Raw genomic sequence first — 16,019 nt, 5'->3', positions numbered from 1 at the left:
AACGGGTCCTTTTTTTTGCAGCCCAAATTAACTCTCTAGGCGGGATTTGGAAAATCGTAATTCGATTTATGAGACAACCCCAAGACTTGACGCAGTTTTACAGACAAATTCGACACAATGGGCCGCATATTCCTTCGAGGAAAAATATAGAAGCCCCGGCCGACCAATGGGATAATCAGGTCCGAATTGTATTTTTTCAGCTTGATGTAGGAGTGGCGTTTAGCTAAATCAAGGATGAATCATATAAGTAGGAAATCACCAATTCAACCGATTCTTCCACCGATTTCCGGGAGCTGTCAATGACGATGTCCGGTGCCAAAGGCTCCTCGTAGGGGGAGGAGATTCCGGTAAATTCGGAAATTTCCCCGTTTCTTGCTTTTTGATACAGCCCTTTGGGATCGCGCCGTTCACATTCCTCCAACGGGCACTTGACGTAGATCTCGATAAATTCTCCCGGCTCAAGCAGCCCGCGCGCCAGATTCCGGTCCTCGCGATAAGGAGAAATGAAGGCCGTCAGCGTAATGATTCCGGCATCGACGAACAGTTTGGCGACTTCGCCAATTCTGCGAATGTTCTCCCTGCGGTCTTCGGCGCTGAAGCCGAGACCTTTGCTTAAGCCATGGCGGATGTTGTCCCCGTCCAGCACGTAGGAGCGCTTTTCCAATTCATGCAGCTTGGTTTGCACCGCATTGGCCAGCGTAGATTTGCCTGAACCGGACAAGCCGGTAAACCATAACACGCAGCTTTTGTGCCGGTTCAAGCGATGCCGATCGGGTTTGGTAACAGATGCCGCATGCCAGACAATATTTTCCGCGGCCGATGAATTCGACATGCTCCATTCCTCCATCCTTTTCTATTTCTGCGTCAAGCTCTAGAATCAGTCAGCCCTTGCAACCTCTTCACATCTCTCTACTTCTTGACGGCAGCTTCCGTCCGCATTCCGCGAATCAATACCTCTACCACTTCCTTGCGGCTGAACTCCGGCGGCGGCGCCTCCCCTCGGCTCAGCATTTCTCTTACCTTTGTTCCGGACAGTGCAACCCGATCCTCGGACGGATGCGGGCAAGTTTTGGTCGAGGCCATATTTCCGCATTTTGTACAGAAGAAGCTGTTTTCGAAGAACAACAACGTGATTCCCAATTCCTCCCCGGAAAACCGCCTGAAGATTTGCTGCGCCTCATAGGTTCCATAATAATTTCCGACACCGGCATGATCACGGCCGACGATAAAGTGGGTGCAGCCGTAATTTTTGCGGACCAGCGCATGAAAAACAGCCTCCCGCGGCCCCGCGTAACGCATGGCGGCCGGGAATACAGCCAGAAACACGCGATCCTTCGGGTAATAGGCTTCCAGCAGCACCCGATAGCTCTCCATTCGGACATCCGCAGGAATATCGTCTGCCTTCGTCTCGCCGACCAGCGGATTCAGAAACAGGCCGTCTACGATTTCCAGCGCCGATTTTTGAATATATTCATGCGCCCGGTGAACCGGATTGCGGGTCTGAAAACCGACGACCGTCTTCCACCCCCGCTCTTCAAACAAGCTTCTCGTTGCCGAGGGATCAAGATAATAATCGGCGAAGGCACCCTTCTTCGGCCTTCTAACCAGTGTCACCGGCCCGCCGATATACACATCGGGACGGGAGAACAAATTTCTGACCCCCGGATGGGCCTGATCGGAGGTCCGGTAGACCTGCTCTGCCTCCAGCCTTTTGTCCGGAACGAAGATTTCCTCTACCTCCATTACTCCATAGACAATCCCGTTCTGAACTAATTTCACCCGCTCGCCCTGCTTTAGCTGCCGGGCTGTCTCCACCGTTACGGGCAGCGTGATCGGCAGGCTCCAGACTTGGCCGCCGGCCAGCCGCATATTCTGCACGACGGACAAGTAATCTTCTCTTCCCATGAAACCGGTCAGCGGGCTGTACGCCCCGATGGCGATTAGTTCCAGATCCGATAAAGCGATATTATCCAGCTCTATTTCCTGCGTCAGTGATACATATTGCGCGTCGGCATCTATCCGGTGGATCAGTTCCCCGCCATGGGGGGTATTGATACTCATTTGGCTCCATCCCCTTCGTATTCCAAAAGATTGTAGTCATCGCAGAATCGGCCGTTTGAAGAGTTCGTCATTGATGAAGACCGCATTCGGTCTTCCCGCTGCCCGCCCATCTTCCGGCTCTGGAGCTGCCGATTCCGGACACCGGAAGCGTGCAGGTTTCGCATCCGATGCTCGGGTAACCGCGATCATGCAGCTCGTTATAGGTCAAATCGTAAGTATGGATGTACTCCCATATATCGTCCCACGTCCAGTGGATCAACGGGCAGATTTTGATCGAGCGAAACTTATCGTCCCGATTCACATATTGAACATGGGCCCTTGTCGGAGATTGTTCCCTGCGCAGCCCGGACATCCAGGCCGCCAGCCCACTCAGCGCCCGTGCCAACGGCTCCACTTTACGCATCCGGCAGCACAGGTTAGGGTCGCTCTCCCACAATTTATCCCCATAGACGGCCGCCTGCCCGCTCAACGTCAGATCCGGCTCGATGAATTCGATTCGCAAAGCCGGATACCGCTCCTGAACACGGACGATTAGTTCGTAGGTCTCCTTGAAATGGACATGGGTATCGATAAAAATCACCTTGGCATCCTTGCGCACTTTGCTGATGAGATCAATCAGCACGATCGCTTCCGCACCGAAGCTGCAGGCATAGACGAGCTCGTCGGCATAATGGCCGTAAGCCCATTTGATGACCTCCAGCGAATCTAATTTTTCCAGTTCTGCATTGATACCGCGATACTGTTCCTCTGTCAGCGTTTCGTACAACCACTGGTTACCGGGCATAAGTTTCCCTCCTCGCGTCGTTCCGCCTTAACCGGCGAATTCCTGATGCAGTGCGCTTCCTTCCATGCGGCTCTCATTCAGCCATTCCACGGCATCTATGACAAACGATTCCCCTTCACGAATAGTCCGGGTCACCTTCCAGCCATAAGCTCCGGCTACGGCCGCCGTTCCCTCGCCTACACATATGAATTCGGGAATGCACAGCAGCCTGGAAGCCAGCTCCGGCTCTCGATTTGCCAATTCCTGAAGAGCGTACATAGCACGGACATCGCCAATCCAGAGCGTATCGAAGCCGCGCTCCCGGAACAGCTCCGCCAGATAAGCGGTAGCCCGAATCTTCTGCCGGGACATGCCGGCCAATAGCCAGCAAACCCCATCTTCCGAATAGGGGGCGTTAATTCCGGTGTACTCGGGCGATAACAGCAGCATGCGGGCTCCTTCCTGCAGGCCGATCCGGCTCCCAAGCACCCCGGGCCGCACTCCCGATCCGGCTGCGTAATCCGCAGAAAAGTCGTATTCAACCGTTATCGCTCTTCGGGCGAGCTCCGCCGCCGCTCCTTCGTTGAGTGCCGCCATACGGGTATTTATGTTGCGGATATCCCTTCCCGCCGCATGCAAGGCTTGGAAGAAAAACTGCACCTCCCATACATCCGCAAACACGATCCAATCGCTGGACTCCGCAGCCTGGAGTACTCGTTCCGCTTCCAATGCGGGTTCCGGAAGGACCGGAACCTCCGCCGTCTCGGCGCCCCATTGCTCGAGAAGCCGGCCGTCCCCCCGAGTAGCAGGTTCGGATTGAAACAACAGCACTTTGCGGCCGAATAACGGCTTTTGTTCGTACCAGCCAAGAGTTTCCCTAAGCCGGACCACCTCACCGATGATCAGGATCGCCGGCGCCTCGAAGTTCGCCTCCTGCGCCTTGGAGGCGATATTATCAAGGGTGCCGGCGAGCGTACGCTGATCGCCGGTCGTTCCCCACCGGACCAGCGCTGCCGGGGTGGCCGGGGGCTTGCCGCATTCAATCAGCCGCTGCCGAATATACGGCAAATTCTTCACCCCCATATAGACCACGAGGGTGTCGAAGCCGGAGGCTGCCTGCCAATTCGTCTCCTTCCCCTCATTGCCCGCGCAGCGATGCCCGGTGACGAAGGCCGTATTCGAGCTCCATTCGCGGTGGGTGAGCGGAATACCGGCATAAGAAGCCGCTGCGATGCCGGAAGTGACGCCGGGGACAATTTCGAACGGAATCCCATGTCTGGCGCAAGCCTCCGCCTCTTCTCCCACCCGGCCGTAGATGCTCGGATCCCCGCCCTTCAACCTGGCTACCTTTTTCCCGCGCAGAGCTTCACGGACGAGGATTTCGTTAATTTCCTCCTGTGCCATCGAATGCTTTCCCGCTTCCTTGCCGCAAAACACGAAGCGGGCGCCCTGCTTCACATAGGCCAACAATTGGGGGGACGCCAACCGGTCATAGACGACCACCTGGGCTTCCTCCAACGCTTTGATCCCTTTTAACGGAATCAAGCCGGGATCCCCCGGTCCCGCTCCGATAAAGTATACTTTCCCGGCCTTCATGCTCCGGCTCCTTTCCCATGGCTTCTTCACTTTGCACCGCTTAGCCGCCTCAGGCTCCGAGTGGATTTAAGCAGCAAGCGCCCCATGTCTCTGGTAGTTTGATTAATCGAACTGCAGCGTTTCAATCGAGTAGCCGACCCCGTCTCGGCCGAGAGGCTTCTTCTCGACAATTCCGAGCGACCGGATTTCCGGCGGTTCGACCGTGTACCGCAGCAGTTGATTTTCCGCATAGGTGAAAGCCTTCTCGTCCGAGGATGAGACGACGACGACGGTCATTAACCTTTCCCGGGACAAGATGGCTTCCAGTTTATACAAATAGGGCTCGGTGTGCTGTTCCGGCATCAGCCATGCCTCCTTTTTAGGTATCGTAAATATGATGATGCAGTTTTCCAACGAATCGTAATCGTCCAAGAAACTTTCCGAAGCTCCGTCAAGCAGGTGTCAAAATACTGTCGGCCTGGCTCTGAATCGTCTCGATCCCGACTCGCTCCACATACTGCCAATAGGTCTCCCCTTCGAGCCGTTCTTCCTTATAGGCGCCTATCAACTGCGCCAGGAAAGGGCCCAACCGGTTCACATCCACCCTGATCTTGAGCTTGCGGTTAAACCGCGCTTCGCCTTCCAACGTACCGCCAACATGGACATCAAAGGCGTCCACCATACCATCCGGTGTTCTCACCAGCGCCCCCTGCAGTCCGATATCGGCAATCTGATGCTGTCCGCAGGAATTAGGGCAGCCGACCATATGGATGCGGAGCGGCGTATCCAATTCCACCGTTTCGTCCAAATACTCAGCGAGCGCCCTCATTCTTTCCTTCGTCTCGACGACGGCGAGATTGCAGTACTCGATCCCTGTGCAAGAGACCGCATAGCCGACGAACGTATTGGGCGTTAACCGGAAACGGTTGACAATGAGAGACTCCTCCTTGAAGGCTTCCACCTTGTCGGCCGGAATCTGGCGGATCAGGACGTTCTGCGAATTGCACGTTCCGATGGTCCCGTCCCCGTATTCGCGAGCCAGACGGGCCAGCTCACGCATCTCCGCCGCATTCATTCTTCCGACGGGAACGGACAGTCCGGCGTAATACAGCCCCTTCTGCTTCTGCTCATGAATCCCGTAGAAATATCCGGCATTCCAGCCCCGGATTAAATCCTCCCCACGGCTCTGCAGCTCGCCGGTGACCCGGACCAATTCCTCGCGGAACTTCTCCGGCCCCCAATCGGCGACGAGATACTTCAGGCGGGCGTGAGTCCGCTTATGCCGGTAGCCGAAGTCACGGAAGATGGTAGTGACTCCGGCGGCTACCCGAACGACATCCTCCGGGAGGCAGAAGACGTCGAGCTGCCGGGCCATATGCGGCTTGGTCGACAATCCGCCTCCGACCCACACGTGAAAACCGATCTCTTCCTTGCCGTTAATCGTCTTGCGGGCCGGGGTAAAAGCCAGGTCATTGATTTGCGCATGGCCCGTGTTGTACACGTTGGCCGAGATGGACATTTTATATTTGCGCGGCAGGTTGGAGAAATCCCGATTGCCCAGAAAAAACTTCTCCAACTCGGCCACAATCGGCCTCGTATCCAATACCTCATGCGGATCGATCCCTGCCAGCGGATTGCCTACAATGGTCCGGGGACAATCCCCGCAAGCTTCGAAAGAGGACAACCCGACAGAAGCCAACCGTTCGAAGATGTCCGGGAGGCTCTCTACAGTCAGCCAATGATACTGAATAGCCTGGCGGGTCGTCACATCGATCAAATCCCGTCCGTAGTCCTCGGCAATGCCCGCCAAGGCATCCGCCTGCTCATGCGACAGCACTCCTCCCGGAATGCGAACCCGCATCATGAAGTGGCCGTCCTTGGGCCGCTGCTGGTAGATACCCGCCCATTTGAACCGGTCCAGATCCGACGGCTCGATCGATTGCCAGCCCTCCTTCGAGTACTTGTCGATTATCGTTTCGATAACATCCAGACCGTCCTTCTCCAGCTTGGTAAGCTCCATCTTGTTTAAATTCGGATCGTCTGCCCACTTCCAATTCCGCTTTTCCGTCACGGTTCTTTCACTCTCCGTCTCTTATGAATTCAGCCAGTTTCCCTCCGCCGCTCCCAACCTTCCCTATACTGCCGTTCCTTGCTTCCTTCCTCATCTTGTATAGTCATGGAGCCGACGAGGGGAATTTGTCATTTTAGCAGTATAGTCGTGATTCTCACCTTAATGAGCTTTCACAGCGGCCCCGCCCCATAGCGTTTCCATAGCCTGCTCCACCGTTTGCCTAATCCAGTCAGCTATTAGCGGGTGCGGCAAATATGCCTTCCCGGTATATGAATAATGAATGCCTTCTAATCTGTCGGGAATGGCCCGATTTGTAAAATAGCCTTCGCTCAAAAACAGCGGAAGCACAAGCAAACGGCCGCAGGTCAGCAGAGCTTTCGCCTGCGCGGCCACCGTATCCGGCCTTAATGTCGCGTAGGCGGCGGCGCTGAAACCGAATTGCCGTCTCAACCGCTCCGTCACCCGCAGCAGCAAATTTTCCCACGCCTCCTGAAAGCCCGGAACCGCGCTGCCGTGACCTACGGTCAGCAGCGCCTCCCCAGCCGGGACAGATGACAGCTCCCGCAGCCGCTCCTCCAAGATTCGCATGATCCGGACATCGTCCTCTAGCGGAGGACACCAGTGCAAGCGGACCTTTACGATCAGCCGCTGCAGATCCGTGGCCACAGCAGGAGCAGGAATCAGTCCGAGGCTGTATCGGATTTCGTTCAGGTGTGTGCTTCCCTCCGATACGAATAACGGTACGACCAGCACATGACGCATCCCGATTCGTTCCAGACGAATCAATTGTGCGGCAATGCCCCGCTCCGGCACTCCGCCCAAATACCCAATATGTACCGGAAGCCGAAGCCCGGCCTGACGAACCGTCTCATCGACAAGCTCCACCCAACCCGGATCAGGAGAACCGTGAGCAACGACCAGCACCGCTGTTTTCTTCAAATCATCCCTCCTTCCTGCCGAGAAGTCCGGCGGCGAACCGCTCGGCCTCCCGATCTCTGGCCGCCCGGTCCCCCCTGCGGGTCAACTCGAGCAAAGCGTCGTCCAGCAGACGATCCATCAGCTCCCGCCGGGAATCCGGGGAGAGCATCAGGGTCCGGGCCCGGGTTCTCCATGCGGCCACAAAATTCAGATGCTCCCCATATTCGGGGCCGATGATGCCCTGCAGCCATTCCTTCATCTTCCTGGCGAACCCGGGACACCGGCCCTCCGTACCGACGGCTATCCGGAGCGCCCCGCGTTCCACCACCGCCGGAACGGTAAAGCTGCAGAGGTCCGGGCGGTCGGCCACGTTGACCCATTGATGCGGACCGGCCGACCGGCTGACGAGCAAGTTCGTCGCGGCATCGTCCGTAGCCGCCAGGACCAGCAACGCGTCATTAATATCTGCGGGCTCGAAGCTTCTTGCCACAAGCTCGATCTCCCCATGAGTCCCCAGCTCGCGCAGCCGCTCCGTACACGAGGGGCTGATCACCCTGACGCGGGCGCCGCTAGCCAGCAGTGAAGCGACCTTCCGCTCTGCGACCCGCCCGCCGCCGACAACGACGCATAGCTTTCCCCGAAGGTCGGCGAACATCGGATAGCTTCTCATCGCGTCCCCCCCTTGAATCCATCATTCCGGTGCCGTCCCAACCGGACAGCATCGCCCAAAGACAAGCAAAAGTGCATGTCAATTTAGCGGGATCTGCCAAATATGGAAGAAGACAAGCAAAACTGCAGGTCAATCGCCGGAAAAATCCGAAAATCAGCGAAATGGCCGAATTTAACTGCACTTTCGCATGTCTTTGGCTCATTTTAACTAAAGTGGTCTCAAAGACATGTACTTTTGCGCGTGATTTGTCAGTTCACCTTACATCCTCTCAACGTTAGCATTATAGAGGGTTTCCCATCGCGCATCTTTCCCGGCAGGCGTTGCATCGTGCATGGTAAGTAGTCCTCCAGCTTTTAAGGAAATTGCTATCCCCCCTTATGGCAGTGTCCGTTCCAGATATACGAAGTTTCCCGTCACCATCACCTCGCGGATTCCTAAATATGCACAGGCATCGGATCGTATTTGCCCTGGTTCTCAATCGTCTGCATCTGCCCGCCGGCATACAGATACAGCCGGTGTATCAGCACCAGCACCTCCTGTCCCGCGGTTAGAGGAGCGGATTCCAGGGAACGGTAGGCGAACAGCGTCTGGCCCCCCGCCTCTACTTCCACGAGCCAGCTGCTGCCGCGGAAAAATAACTGCTTGACGACACCCGGTTCAGCGGCTGATGGGGTAGACAGCTCCCGTTCGCTTCCGACTTCGATAAATTCGGGGCGAACGATCGCCTGCGCCCCCTCCGCTATGCCGGCGAAGCTTCGGAAGGCCGACGGATTTCCGATCAGGCTGGATTCCCCGATAAACTTCGCTACGAACGGGCTTGCCGGACGGTTGTAAATCTCCATCGGTGTGCCGATCTGCTCCAGCCTTCCTTGATGGATAATAATGATTTCGTCGGCCACCTCCACCGCTTCGTCCTGATCGTGGGTGACGAAAATCGTCGTCACCCCGACCCGGCTTATCATTTCCTTCAGCCACGAGCGAAGCTCCTTGCGCACCTTGGCGTCAATGGCGGCGAATGGCTCATCCAGCAGCAGCAGCCGGGGCTCGGGTGCCAGGGCTCGGGCGAAGGCGACCCGCTGCCGCTGTCCGCCGGACAGCTCGTGCGGATAACGGCGCTCCAGCCCCTGCAGGCCGGTTAACGCCAGCAATTGTTCTACCCGGCGGCGAATATCGGCCTTTCCAGCCTTCCGAATGCTCAGGCCGAAGGCGATATTATCGTAAACGGTCATATGCCTGAACAACGCATAATTTTGAAAAACGAATCCGATCCCGCGCTTCTGCGGGGGGACCTCGTTAATCCGCCGGCCGTCGAAACGGATCTCCCCCGCATCGGGCACCTCCAGGCCAGCGAGCAGACGCAAAATCGTCGTCTTGCCTCCTCCGCTCGGCCCCAACAATCCGATCAGATTGCCTTGGCCGATGCGGAAGCTTACCTCCGTGCAGGCCGCGAAATCGCCGTAATGCTTTCTAAGCCCCTCGACTTCAATCTGCATGTACGCTATCCTCCTTTCCCTGTGCTTCCCGCTCGCGGCCGTGCTTCCATTCCACCCAGCTTTTGGCGGCCAAAGTAAGCAGCGCCAGCAGCATAAGCAGAGAAGCGGCGGCGAATGAAGCGGAAAATTGATACTCGTTATACAAAATTTCCACATGAAGCGGCAGCGTGTTGGTCTGTCCCCGGATATGCCCGGATACGACGGAAACGGCGCCGAACTCCCCCATGGCGCGGGCGTTGCACAGAATCATTCCGTACAGCAGCCCCCATTTGATGTTCGGCAAGGTTACCCGTTTGAAAATTTGCCAGCCTCTGGCTCCCAGCGTCATCGCCGCCTCTTCCTCGAGCGTACCCTGGGCCTGCATCAGAGGAATCAGCTCCCGGGCAACGAACGGAAACGTAACGAACAGCGTGGCCAGCACAATTCCCGGCAGAGCATAAATGATCTGCAGATTCATTTCCTCCAGATAAGGACCGAAGAGCCCCCTGGAGCCGAATAACAGGACGAAGATCAGCCCCGAGATGACCGGTGATATGGCAAACGGCAGATCGATCAGGGTAACCAGCGCTTGCTTGCCGCGAAAGCGGTATTTCGTCACCGCCCAGGCAGCCGCGATACCGAAGAGCGTATTTAAAGGCACGGCGATCAGGGCGGTTATCAATGTCAGGCGAATGGCCGCCAGCGCATCCGGATCGATCACGGCGGCCAGATAGGCCTCGATCCCTTTTTTCAGAGCCTGTGTAAATACAGAAATCAGGGGAAGCACCAGCACGACCCCAAGAAAGAATAGCGCCAAGCCGATGAGCAGCCACTGTACACTGCGCGCTTCCGTAATATGCTGCGGCCGGGCGGCCGCAGGTGTCCGGGCTGAAGCTGTCGTCACCCCATTACTTCTCTCCCCCCTCCCACTAATTTAAAATGACGCCGATGTCTTAACTCCGAAGCATTCGCCGGCTTAGCCTCCACTGCATGAAGTTGATCAGCAGCAGCAGCACGAAGGAGATTACCAGCATGACCAGCGCTACAGCCGTTGCTCCCGCGTAGTCGTACTGCTCCAGCTTCGTCATGATCAATAGCGGAGCGATCTCCGTCTTCATCGGCATATTGCCGGAAATAAACACGACCGAGCCGTATTCACCGATTCCCCGGGCGAAGGCCAGGGCGAAACCGGTCAGTAACGCGGGCAGCAGCGGAGGAAGAAGGACACTGCGGAAGGTCCTCCAACGGAAGGCACCCAGAGATACGGCAGCTTCCTCCACTTCCTTCTCCAGCTCCTGCAGCACCGGCTGAACCGTCCGGACGACGAAGGGCAATCCGATAAAAACTAGCGCAATCGTAATGCCAAGCGGAGTGAATGCGGCCTGAATTCCGACATGCTTGAGCAGGCTTCCCCCCCATCCGTTCTCCGCATAGATCGCGGTTAGCGAGATCCCGGCAACGGCGGTCGGAAGGGCAAACGGCAAATCCACCATGCCGTCGATCAGCTTTTTGCCCGGGAAGGAGTAACGGACCAGAACCCAGGCCACCAGCAGCCCGAATACGGCATTAACCAGTGCCGCGAGCAAAGCCGTCACGAAGGTGACCCGAAAGGAAGCGAGCACGCGGGGGGCGAGCACGATTTCCCAGAACCGTTCCCAACTGATTTCGAATGTTTGCAGAAAGATCGCCGATAAAGGCAGCAGCACGACAATGCCCAAATAAAACAAAGTGAAGCCCATCGATAAACCGAAGCCCGGCAAACGATTTTCTTTTCTTCTCACCCGGAGTCACTCCAATATGCTTTGGATGGCTGTAGACCATCCCTTAAGCCTTCTCTTTATATAGTTCCGATCGCACCGATCGGCGGATGCGTCTCTTTCCTCGACAAGGTCAAGGACCATAAATTTGATCGAAAGTGCCGTTATCCGCAAAATGTACCTGCTGCGCGTTCTGCCACCCGCCAAAATCTTCATCCACGGTTAACAGCTCCAGCTTCGGAAACTGCTCCTCAAATTGTTTGGCGACTTCCTCCGAACGCGGACGATAGTAATTCTCCGCCGCTATTCTTTGCCCCTCTTCGGAATACAGGTATTTCAAATAGGCTTCGGCGACCTCCCGGGTACCTTTTTGATCCACCACCTTGTCTACGACGGCCACCGGCGGTTCCGCCAAAATACTGATGGAGGGAATGACGATTTCGAATTTATCCTTGCCGAGTTCATGAATGGCCAGGAAAGCTTCATTCTCCCAGGCGATCAGCACATCCCCGATTTCCCGCTCCACGAAGGTCGTCGTTGCGCCGCGCGCTCCGGAGTCGAGGACAGGGACATTTTTGAACAGGGCACCGATAAACTCTTTCACCTTGTCTTCCTCACCGTTGTATTTTTTGACGGCATAGCCCCAAGCGGCCAAATAGTTCCATCTGGCGCCCCCCGACGTTTTCGGATTCGGTGTAATGACGGAAATCCCCGGCTTGATCAAATCGTCCCAATCCTTAATGTCCTTCGGATTGCCGCTGCGCACCAGGAAAACGATAGTTGACGTATAAGGCGAGCTGTTGGCTTCCAGCCGCTGCTGCCAGCCTTCCGAAATCAATCCCGCAGCCTGAATCTCTTCGATATCGTAGGCCAGCGCAAGCGTGACGACATCGGCTTTAAGGCCGTCAATGACGGATCTCCCCTGCTTTCCGGAGCCCCCATGGGATTGCTTGATGGTCACCGTCTGACCGGTTTGCTCCAGCCAAAGCTCCTGGAAAGACCGGTTGAACTGTTCATACAGCTCCCGGGTTGGATCATAGGATACATTCAGCAGCTCAACCGCCGGCTTGTTCCCGGAGGAATTCGCAGGCCCCTTTCCCGAAGCCGACACAGAAGAATCCGACCGGCCGCTTGAGCATGCGGCGGTCAGGGCCAGCAGTATGGCCATGATTGCTATCAGCAGCCCTTTGCTTTGCAGTTTCAATTTTGGGTTCTCTCCTCTTCCGTAGTTTTATTCATCTATCTCTGCCCGTTCTAACAAACAAGCACCAAGGATAAACGGCTATCGCCGTCCCTAGGACGTGCGCGTTTACCGATGAAATATAAGAACAGGTATAGATGAAAACTTATACCTTCTTATATTAAAAAAAGACACAATCCCCCCCTTGTCAGGTGTGGTTTGTGTCTCCGGTGATCCGGTCGACTTTCATCGATTACCGTAAATTATTATTCCCATGCATTTACTTGGAATTATAATTGCATGTTACCATTGCCCATAACAGATGTCAATCCATTTTTTTGAAATTTTTTTATTTACTCCTGTCTCCGAAGCAGGCAATCGTCTATTTAGACATTCCCCTGAGCCCATAAATCTGGTATAATTAACCATATAGAATTAATTTTAAGCGCGGAGGCTAATCCCCTGGAAAGGGGGTGAAGCCCGTGGAAGTTTACCAAGCGTTTACACTAATGATAAGCTTCGCTACATTAGTCGTTCTGATCCTTGGGTTCCACAAAAAGAAATAGACCGCCCTTATGTCAGGAGGGTAACGGTCTATTCCTTGTCCTTCTGCTCAGCCACCACGCTTAATCGTGACTTTGACCGTTAGGTGTGCCACCACCTGACGGTCACATTTTTTATTGTATGTTGATTACTTCCATTTTAACACATAGGACAAGCTATGCAAATAGGGAAGAACCCCTTCGGTCAAGCTAATTTTCTTGATGCTTTTCCCCTGTCTTTCCGGGGGGCGCTTGCCTTCTCACCAAGACATATTTACAGATCAGGATTTTTGTTCGATAATGTAGAGTGTTTTAAAAACTTTCATCATTGACTTACCGGAAGGAGTCCTGGCAGCATGTCACAACATTCACGAATACAAACGATAGGATTAATTGCCGCCCTTGTTCTGATCTGGGGTATTTCCTGGCCGATCTATAAAATCGCATTGGTCTATACTCCTCCGGTTCTATTCGCCGGCTTGCGCACATTCCTTGGCGGACTGGCCCTGATGCTGGTGGCACTCCCACGCTGGAGGAACATCCGTCTCAGACAAAATCTCAAGCTGTATTTGGTCTCTTCCTTATTAAACGTCTTCCTTTTCTTCGGTTTACAGACCGTAGGATTAACCTATATGCCGGGAGGGTTGTTCTCTGCCCTGGTCTATTTTCAGCCCGTTCTGGTCGGGTTGATGGCGTGGCTATGGCTTGGAGAATCGATGTCCGTACTGAAGAGCATAGGGCTGCTGCTCGGTTTTGTCGGTGTGGCCGTAATCAGCGCAGACGGGCTATCCGGAAGCTTCTCCATTATCGGGGTAGTGCTCGCCCTGCTGACAGCCGTCAGTTGGGCGTTTGGCGCTGTCTTCCTGAAGAAAGAAGGAGGTGAAGCCGACCCCTTATGGCTCGTTGCCATTCAGAGCATGGTCGGAGGCTTATTGCTTACCGGAGCCGGTACGATGATGGAGTCGTGGTCGGACATCGTCTGGAACGTTCCTTATTTGTCAGGCCTGCTGTTCGGCACTATCCTGGGGATTCCCACAGCCTGGGTCATCTATTTCACGCTGGTCCGTTCAGGCGAAACCAGCAGAGTTGCGGCCAGCACGTTTCTTGTTCCGCTAATAGCGGTTATGACCAGCACATTATTTTTGCACGAGCCGTTCCATCTCTTGCTTCTGCTGGGATTGATAATGATCGCGTGCAGCATATACCTGGTTAACCGGCCGGCAGTCCGTTCCGGGTCTTTACCCGCCATCCCGCCGGCTGGGCGAAAACTATCGAAGTAAAACAGACACTGTATCAGTTTCTGTGGACCATCCGTTAAGAAAGGAGCATTTTGCATTGTCTACTATTTTAGGTCTTTTTAAAAAATTGTTTTTGGGGGTGAATACTCAATATTTAGTAAAGTCGTACCTTATTTCGATTGCGGTAACGGGCTTTTTTCTGTATATGAATTTTGAAGATCAGCATAGCAGCAGTGCATTATTAACGGTCTATTTTTTATTAGCCGGTTTTTTATTTCCTTTCGCGGCAGTTTTATGGGACGACTTGATTAATACTTTGATGGGCGGTTATGCTATTATTTTGGCTTTGCCTCTGATGGTGATATGGAAACTAATCAAAATAATGTTGCTATATATGTTTAGTCCGTTAATTGCCCCTATCGGCATGATTTATATTTATTTCGCAAATGGTTATCACAAAGAATGAGGTGTACGATAGTGGAGCCGGAATGATGGGCTGCCGCCGGACGAGGATGATCCCCTTAACGAAAACCGAATATTAATGGGGATCGCACCGAAGTCAAATCTTCGTTTCCAAGTGGCGGACAAATTTCAAGGTTTATTCTCCGCTTTTCACTGTTGCTGAAGGAATCCGGCCAAGCATCCGGCTTCCCCAGCACACAGCTTCCATACGAGGCTATTCCGAAGACGATTCGGATGATTCCCCGTCGATTCTCTTCAGCACCTCCGTCAGTTCTTGCGGCTTCAGCAGCTCTACAGGGGATACTCCCTTCTCGAACTGAAAGGAATCCCCTTCAATGAGGACGACATACCGGTCTCCCAGGCGGGCCAGGTGCAGTTTGTTCCCATAATCGGCCAATTGCCCTTTGATCGTGACTCCGTCCAGCTTGAATTTCAGCTCCAGATCCTGCTTATGCTGAGTGAGCTGGACAGCCGCCTCCATGACCTGCTCGTGCTCCCACTTTTCCTGCAGGCTATCCCGCTTGTCGCTCGCCGCCCATATCTCCAGCTTCTCTTCCTCATCCAGTCTTTCCTCAGAGGACTGCTCCTCCCATTTCTGCTCAATATACTGATGCACCATATGAACAACCTGTTCATTCACAATCTCGGGCATCGGCTTCTCATAGGTGACGAACTTCAAGAAATCTTCAAAATAACGGGCATGCGAAGCCTGATGGATTTTCAGCTCCTGTTCCTCCAGCATTCCGTCCTCCGGCATATAGGGATACTGAATCGACTTGATGTTGCGGGCGCTGATGGCCATTTCCACCTGAGCCACAAGGCTTACTTCGGAAATCCGGGCAATCTTCGGCTCGAAATCGCACTTCATGACAAAGACGAAGGGCTCGTCGAAATAGGACGGCAATTTGGCGCTCGCTACTATGAACGCTCCGCCACGAACAGCGCTCGTATCCATGTACATTTGAACCATATCGTCGGCGAGCCGCTGAAATTCATCCGGACTGCCCGCCTGCCGTAATCCTTGGAACAAATTATAATTCGGATTGCTCGTCCATTCATGACCGGGTTCGACCACGAACCGCCCGATTTTGGTAGGAGTCTGCTCTGAGCTCGGATTTCTCTCTACTTTTCTTTTGCTGATTCTTGCGAACTCCCCGTCAAGAAACTGCTTCAGCTCGCTGGCCTCATATTGCTCGGCATCCATGGTTTGATAATGCCTGTACCGTTTACCGGACGCTGTGTCCTCCCCTTCGGCAGTAATGACGAAGAAAGATAAATAATGAACGTAAAATTCCATAAAGTTCTCCCTC

Annotated in this window: 17 protein-coding genes; 4 read left to right on the top strand and 13 right to left on the bottom strand. The window is 54.4% G+C overall.

Annotated elements, in window-relative coordinates; genetic code table 11:
• The first annotated feature begins 68 nt into the window (after positions 1-68).
• Positions 69-227 (top strand): hypothetical protein, encoded by a 159-nt coding sequence (locus FS806_RS26050; RefSeq protein ID WP_222126580.1) that lies wholly within the window; start codon positions 69-71, stop codon positions 225-227.
• Here FS806_RS26050 and cysC read toward each other — a convergent pair.
• The 12 genes from cysC to FS806_RS02570 form a co-directional block, all read right to left on the bottom strand.
• The gene (gene cysC, locus FS806_RS02625; protein WP_144932890.1) at positions 224-832 is read right to left on the bottom strand and encodes an adenylyl-sulfate kinase; all 609 of its coding nucleotides are present in this window, start codon (positions 830-832) and stop codon (positions 224-226) included. The genes FS806_RS26050 and cysC overlap by 4 nt on opposite strands.
• 77 nt (positions 833-909) lie before the next feature.
• Positions 910-2,061: a sulfate adenylyltransferase gene (gene sat, locus FS806_RS02620; RefSeq protein ID WP_144932888.1), complete on the bottom strand. Its 1,152-nt coding sequence runs from the start codon at positions 2,059-2,061 to the stop codon at positions 910-912.
• A gap of 67 nt (positions 2,062-2,128) precedes the next feature.
• The gene (locus FS806_RS02615; RefSeq protein ID WP_144932886.1) at positions 2,129-2,845 is read right to left on the bottom strand and encodes a phosphoadenylyl-sulfate reductase; all 717 of its coding nucleotides are present in this window, start codon (positions 2,843-2,845) and stop codon (positions 2,129-2,131) included.
• A gap of 27 nt (positions 2,846-2,872) precedes the next feature.
• Positions 2,873-4,420, bottom strand: coding sequence for a uroporphyrinogen-III C-methyltransferase (gene cobA, locus FS806_RS02610; RefSeq protein WP_144932884.1), 1,548 nt, complete (start codon positions 4,418-4,420; stop codon positions 2,873-2,875).
• Positions 4,421-4,522: 102 nt separating this feature from the next.
• Positions 4,523-4,762 carry a DUF3906 family protein gene (locus tag FS806_RS02605; RefSeq protein WP_144932882.1) on the bottom strand — a complete coding sequence of 80 codons (240 nt, stop codon included), beginning with the start codon at positions 4,760-4,762 and terminating at the stop codon, positions 4,523-4,525.
• 88 nt (positions 4,763-4,850) lie between these two features.
• On the bottom strand, positions 4,851-6,419 hold the full coding sequence (locus FS806_RS02600; RefSeq protein WP_186328179.1) for a nitrite/sulfite reductase: 1,569 nt from the start codon (positions 6,417-6,419) through the stop codon (positions 4,851-4,853).
• Positions 6,420-6,629: 210 nt separating this feature from the next.
• On the bottom strand, positions 6,630-7,409 hold the full coding sequence (locus FS806_RS02595; RefSeq protein WP_144932878.1) for a sirohydrochlorin chelatase: 780 nt from the start codon (positions 7,407-7,409) through the stop codon (positions 6,630-6,632).
• 1 nt (position 7,410) lies between these two features.
• A complete protein-coding gene (locus tag FS806_RS02590) occupies positions 7,411-8,058 on the bottom strand; it encodes a precorrin-2 dehydrogenase/sirohydrochlorin ferrochelatase family protein (RefSeq protein WP_144932876.1) in 648 nt (215 codons plus the stop codon).
• Positions 8,059-8,492: 434 nt separating this feature from the next.
• Positions 8,493-9,551, bottom strand: a complete 1,059-nt coding sequence (locus FS806_RS02585) for a sulfate/molybdate ABC transporter ATP-binding protein (protein WP_144932874.1) — start codon at positions 9,549-9,551, stop codon at positions 8,493-8,495.
• Entirely contained in the window at positions 9,541-10,434 is an 894-nt protein-coding gene (cysW, locus tag FS806_RS02580; RefSeq protein ID WP_144932872.1) for a sulfate ABC transporter permease subunit CysW, read from the bottom strand. Before cysW ends, FS806_RS02585 begins: the two co-directional genes overlap by 11 nt.
• 49 nt (positions 10,435-10,483) lie before the next feature.
• Positions 10,484-11,311 carry a sulfate ABC transporter permease subunit CysT gene (cysT, locus tag FS806_RS02575; protein WP_144932870.1) on the bottom strand — a complete coding sequence of 276 codons (828 nt, stop codon included), beginning with the start codon at positions 11,309-11,311 and terminating at the stop codon, positions 10,484-10,486.
• A 109-nt stretch (positions 11,312-11,420) separates the two neighbouring features.
• Entirely contained in the window at positions 11,421-12,455 is a 1,035-nt protein-coding gene (locus tag FS806_RS02570; protein ID WP_144933022.1) for a sulfate ABC transporter substrate-binding protein, read from the bottom strand.
• 485 nt (positions 12,456-12,940) lie between these two features.
• Here FS806_RS02570 and FS806_RS27055 point away from each other — a divergent pair, with 485 nt between their 5' ends.
• From FS806_RS27055 to FS806_RS02560, 3 genes are all read left to right on the top strand, one after another.
• Positions 12,941-13,033 (top strand): putative holin-like toxin, encoded by a 93-nt coding sequence (locus FS806_RS27055; protein WP_222126579.1) that lies wholly within the window; start codon positions 12,941-12,943, stop codon positions 13,031-13,033.
• A 332-nt stretch (positions 13,034-13,365) separates the two neighbouring features.
• Positions 13,366-14,289 (top strand): DMT family transporter, encoded by a 924-nt coding sequence (locus tag FS806_RS02565; protein WP_144932868.1) that lies wholly within the window; start codon positions 13,366-13,368, stop codon positions 14,287-14,289.
• Between the two features lie 55 nt (positions 14,290-14,344).
• Positions 14,345-14,713 (top strand): hypothetical protein, encoded by a 369-nt coding sequence (locus FS806_RS02560; RefSeq protein WP_186328171.1) that lies wholly within the window; start codon positions 14,345-14,347, stop codon positions 14,711-14,713.
• A gap of 210 nt (positions 14,714-14,923) precedes the next feature.
• Here FS806_RS02560 and FS806_RS02555 read toward each other — a convergent pair whose 3' ends face one another.
• Entirely contained in the window at positions 14,924-16,006 is a 1,083-nt protein-coding gene (locus FS806_RS02555; RefSeq protein WP_144932866.1) for a DUF3900 domain-containing protein, read from the bottom strand.
• Positions 16,007-16,019: the final 13 nt, after the last annotated feature.

Source organism: Paenibacillus sp. 32O-W (assembly GCF_007679495.1).
Classification (GTDB): Bacteria; Bacillota; Bacilli; order Paenibacillales; family NBRC-103111; genus Paenibacillus_L; species Paenibacillus_L residui.
The sequence above is the reverse complement of the archived record's forward strand: the minus strand, read 5'-3'. Positions and strand labels throughout refer to the sequence as shown.

Excerpts from the sequence above, each read along its gene's own strand:
- FS806_RS26050 (WP_222126580.1), top strand. The coding sequence starts at position 69 with ATGAGACAACCCCAAGACTTGACGCAGTTTTACAGACAAATTCGACAC.
- cysC (WP_144932890.1), bottom strand. The coding sequence starts at position 832 with ATGTCGAATTCATCGGCCGCGGAAAATATTGTCTGGCATGCGGCATCT.
- sat (WP_144932888.1), bottom strand. The coding sequence starts at position 2,061 with ATGAGTATCAATACCCCCCATGGCGGGGAACTGATCCACCGGATAGAT.
- FS806_RS02615 (WP_144932886.1), bottom strand. The coding sequence starts at position 2,845 with ATGCCCGGTAACCAGTGGTTGTACGAAACGCTGACAGAGGAACAGTAT.
- cobA (WP_144932884.1), bottom strand. The coding sequence starts at position 4,420 with ATGAAGGCCGGGAAAGTATACTTTATCGGAGCGGGACCGGGGGATCCC.
- FS806_RS02605 (WP_144932882.1), bottom strand. The coding sequence starts at position 4,762 with ATGCCGGAACAGCACACCGAGCCCTATTTGTATAAACTGGAAGCCATC.
- FS806_RS02600 (WP_186328179.1), bottom strand. The coding sequence starts at position 6,419 with ATGGAGCTTACCAAGCTGGAGAAGGACGGTCTGGATGTTATCGAAACG.
- FS806_RS02590 (WP_144932876.1), bottom strand. The coding sequence starts at position 8,058 with ATGAGAAGCTATCCGATGTTCGCCGACCTTCGGGGAAAGCTATGCGTC.
- FS806_RS02585 (WP_144932874.1), bottom strand. The coding sequence starts at position 9,551 with ATGCAGATTGAAGTCGAGGGGCTTAGAAAGCATTACGGCGATTTCGCG.
- FS806_RS02570 (WP_144933022.1), bottom strand. The coding sequence starts at position 12,455 with ATGGCCATACTGCTGGCCCTGACCGCCGCATGCTCAAGCGGCCGGTCG.
- FS806_RS02565 (WP_144932868.1), top strand. The coding sequence starts at position 13,366 with ATGTCACAACATTCACGAATACAAACGATAGGATTAATTGCCGCCCTT.
- FS806_RS02555 (WP_144932866.1), bottom strand. The coding sequence starts at position 16,006 with ATGGAATTTTACGTTCATTATTTATCTTTCTTCGTCATTACTGCCGAA.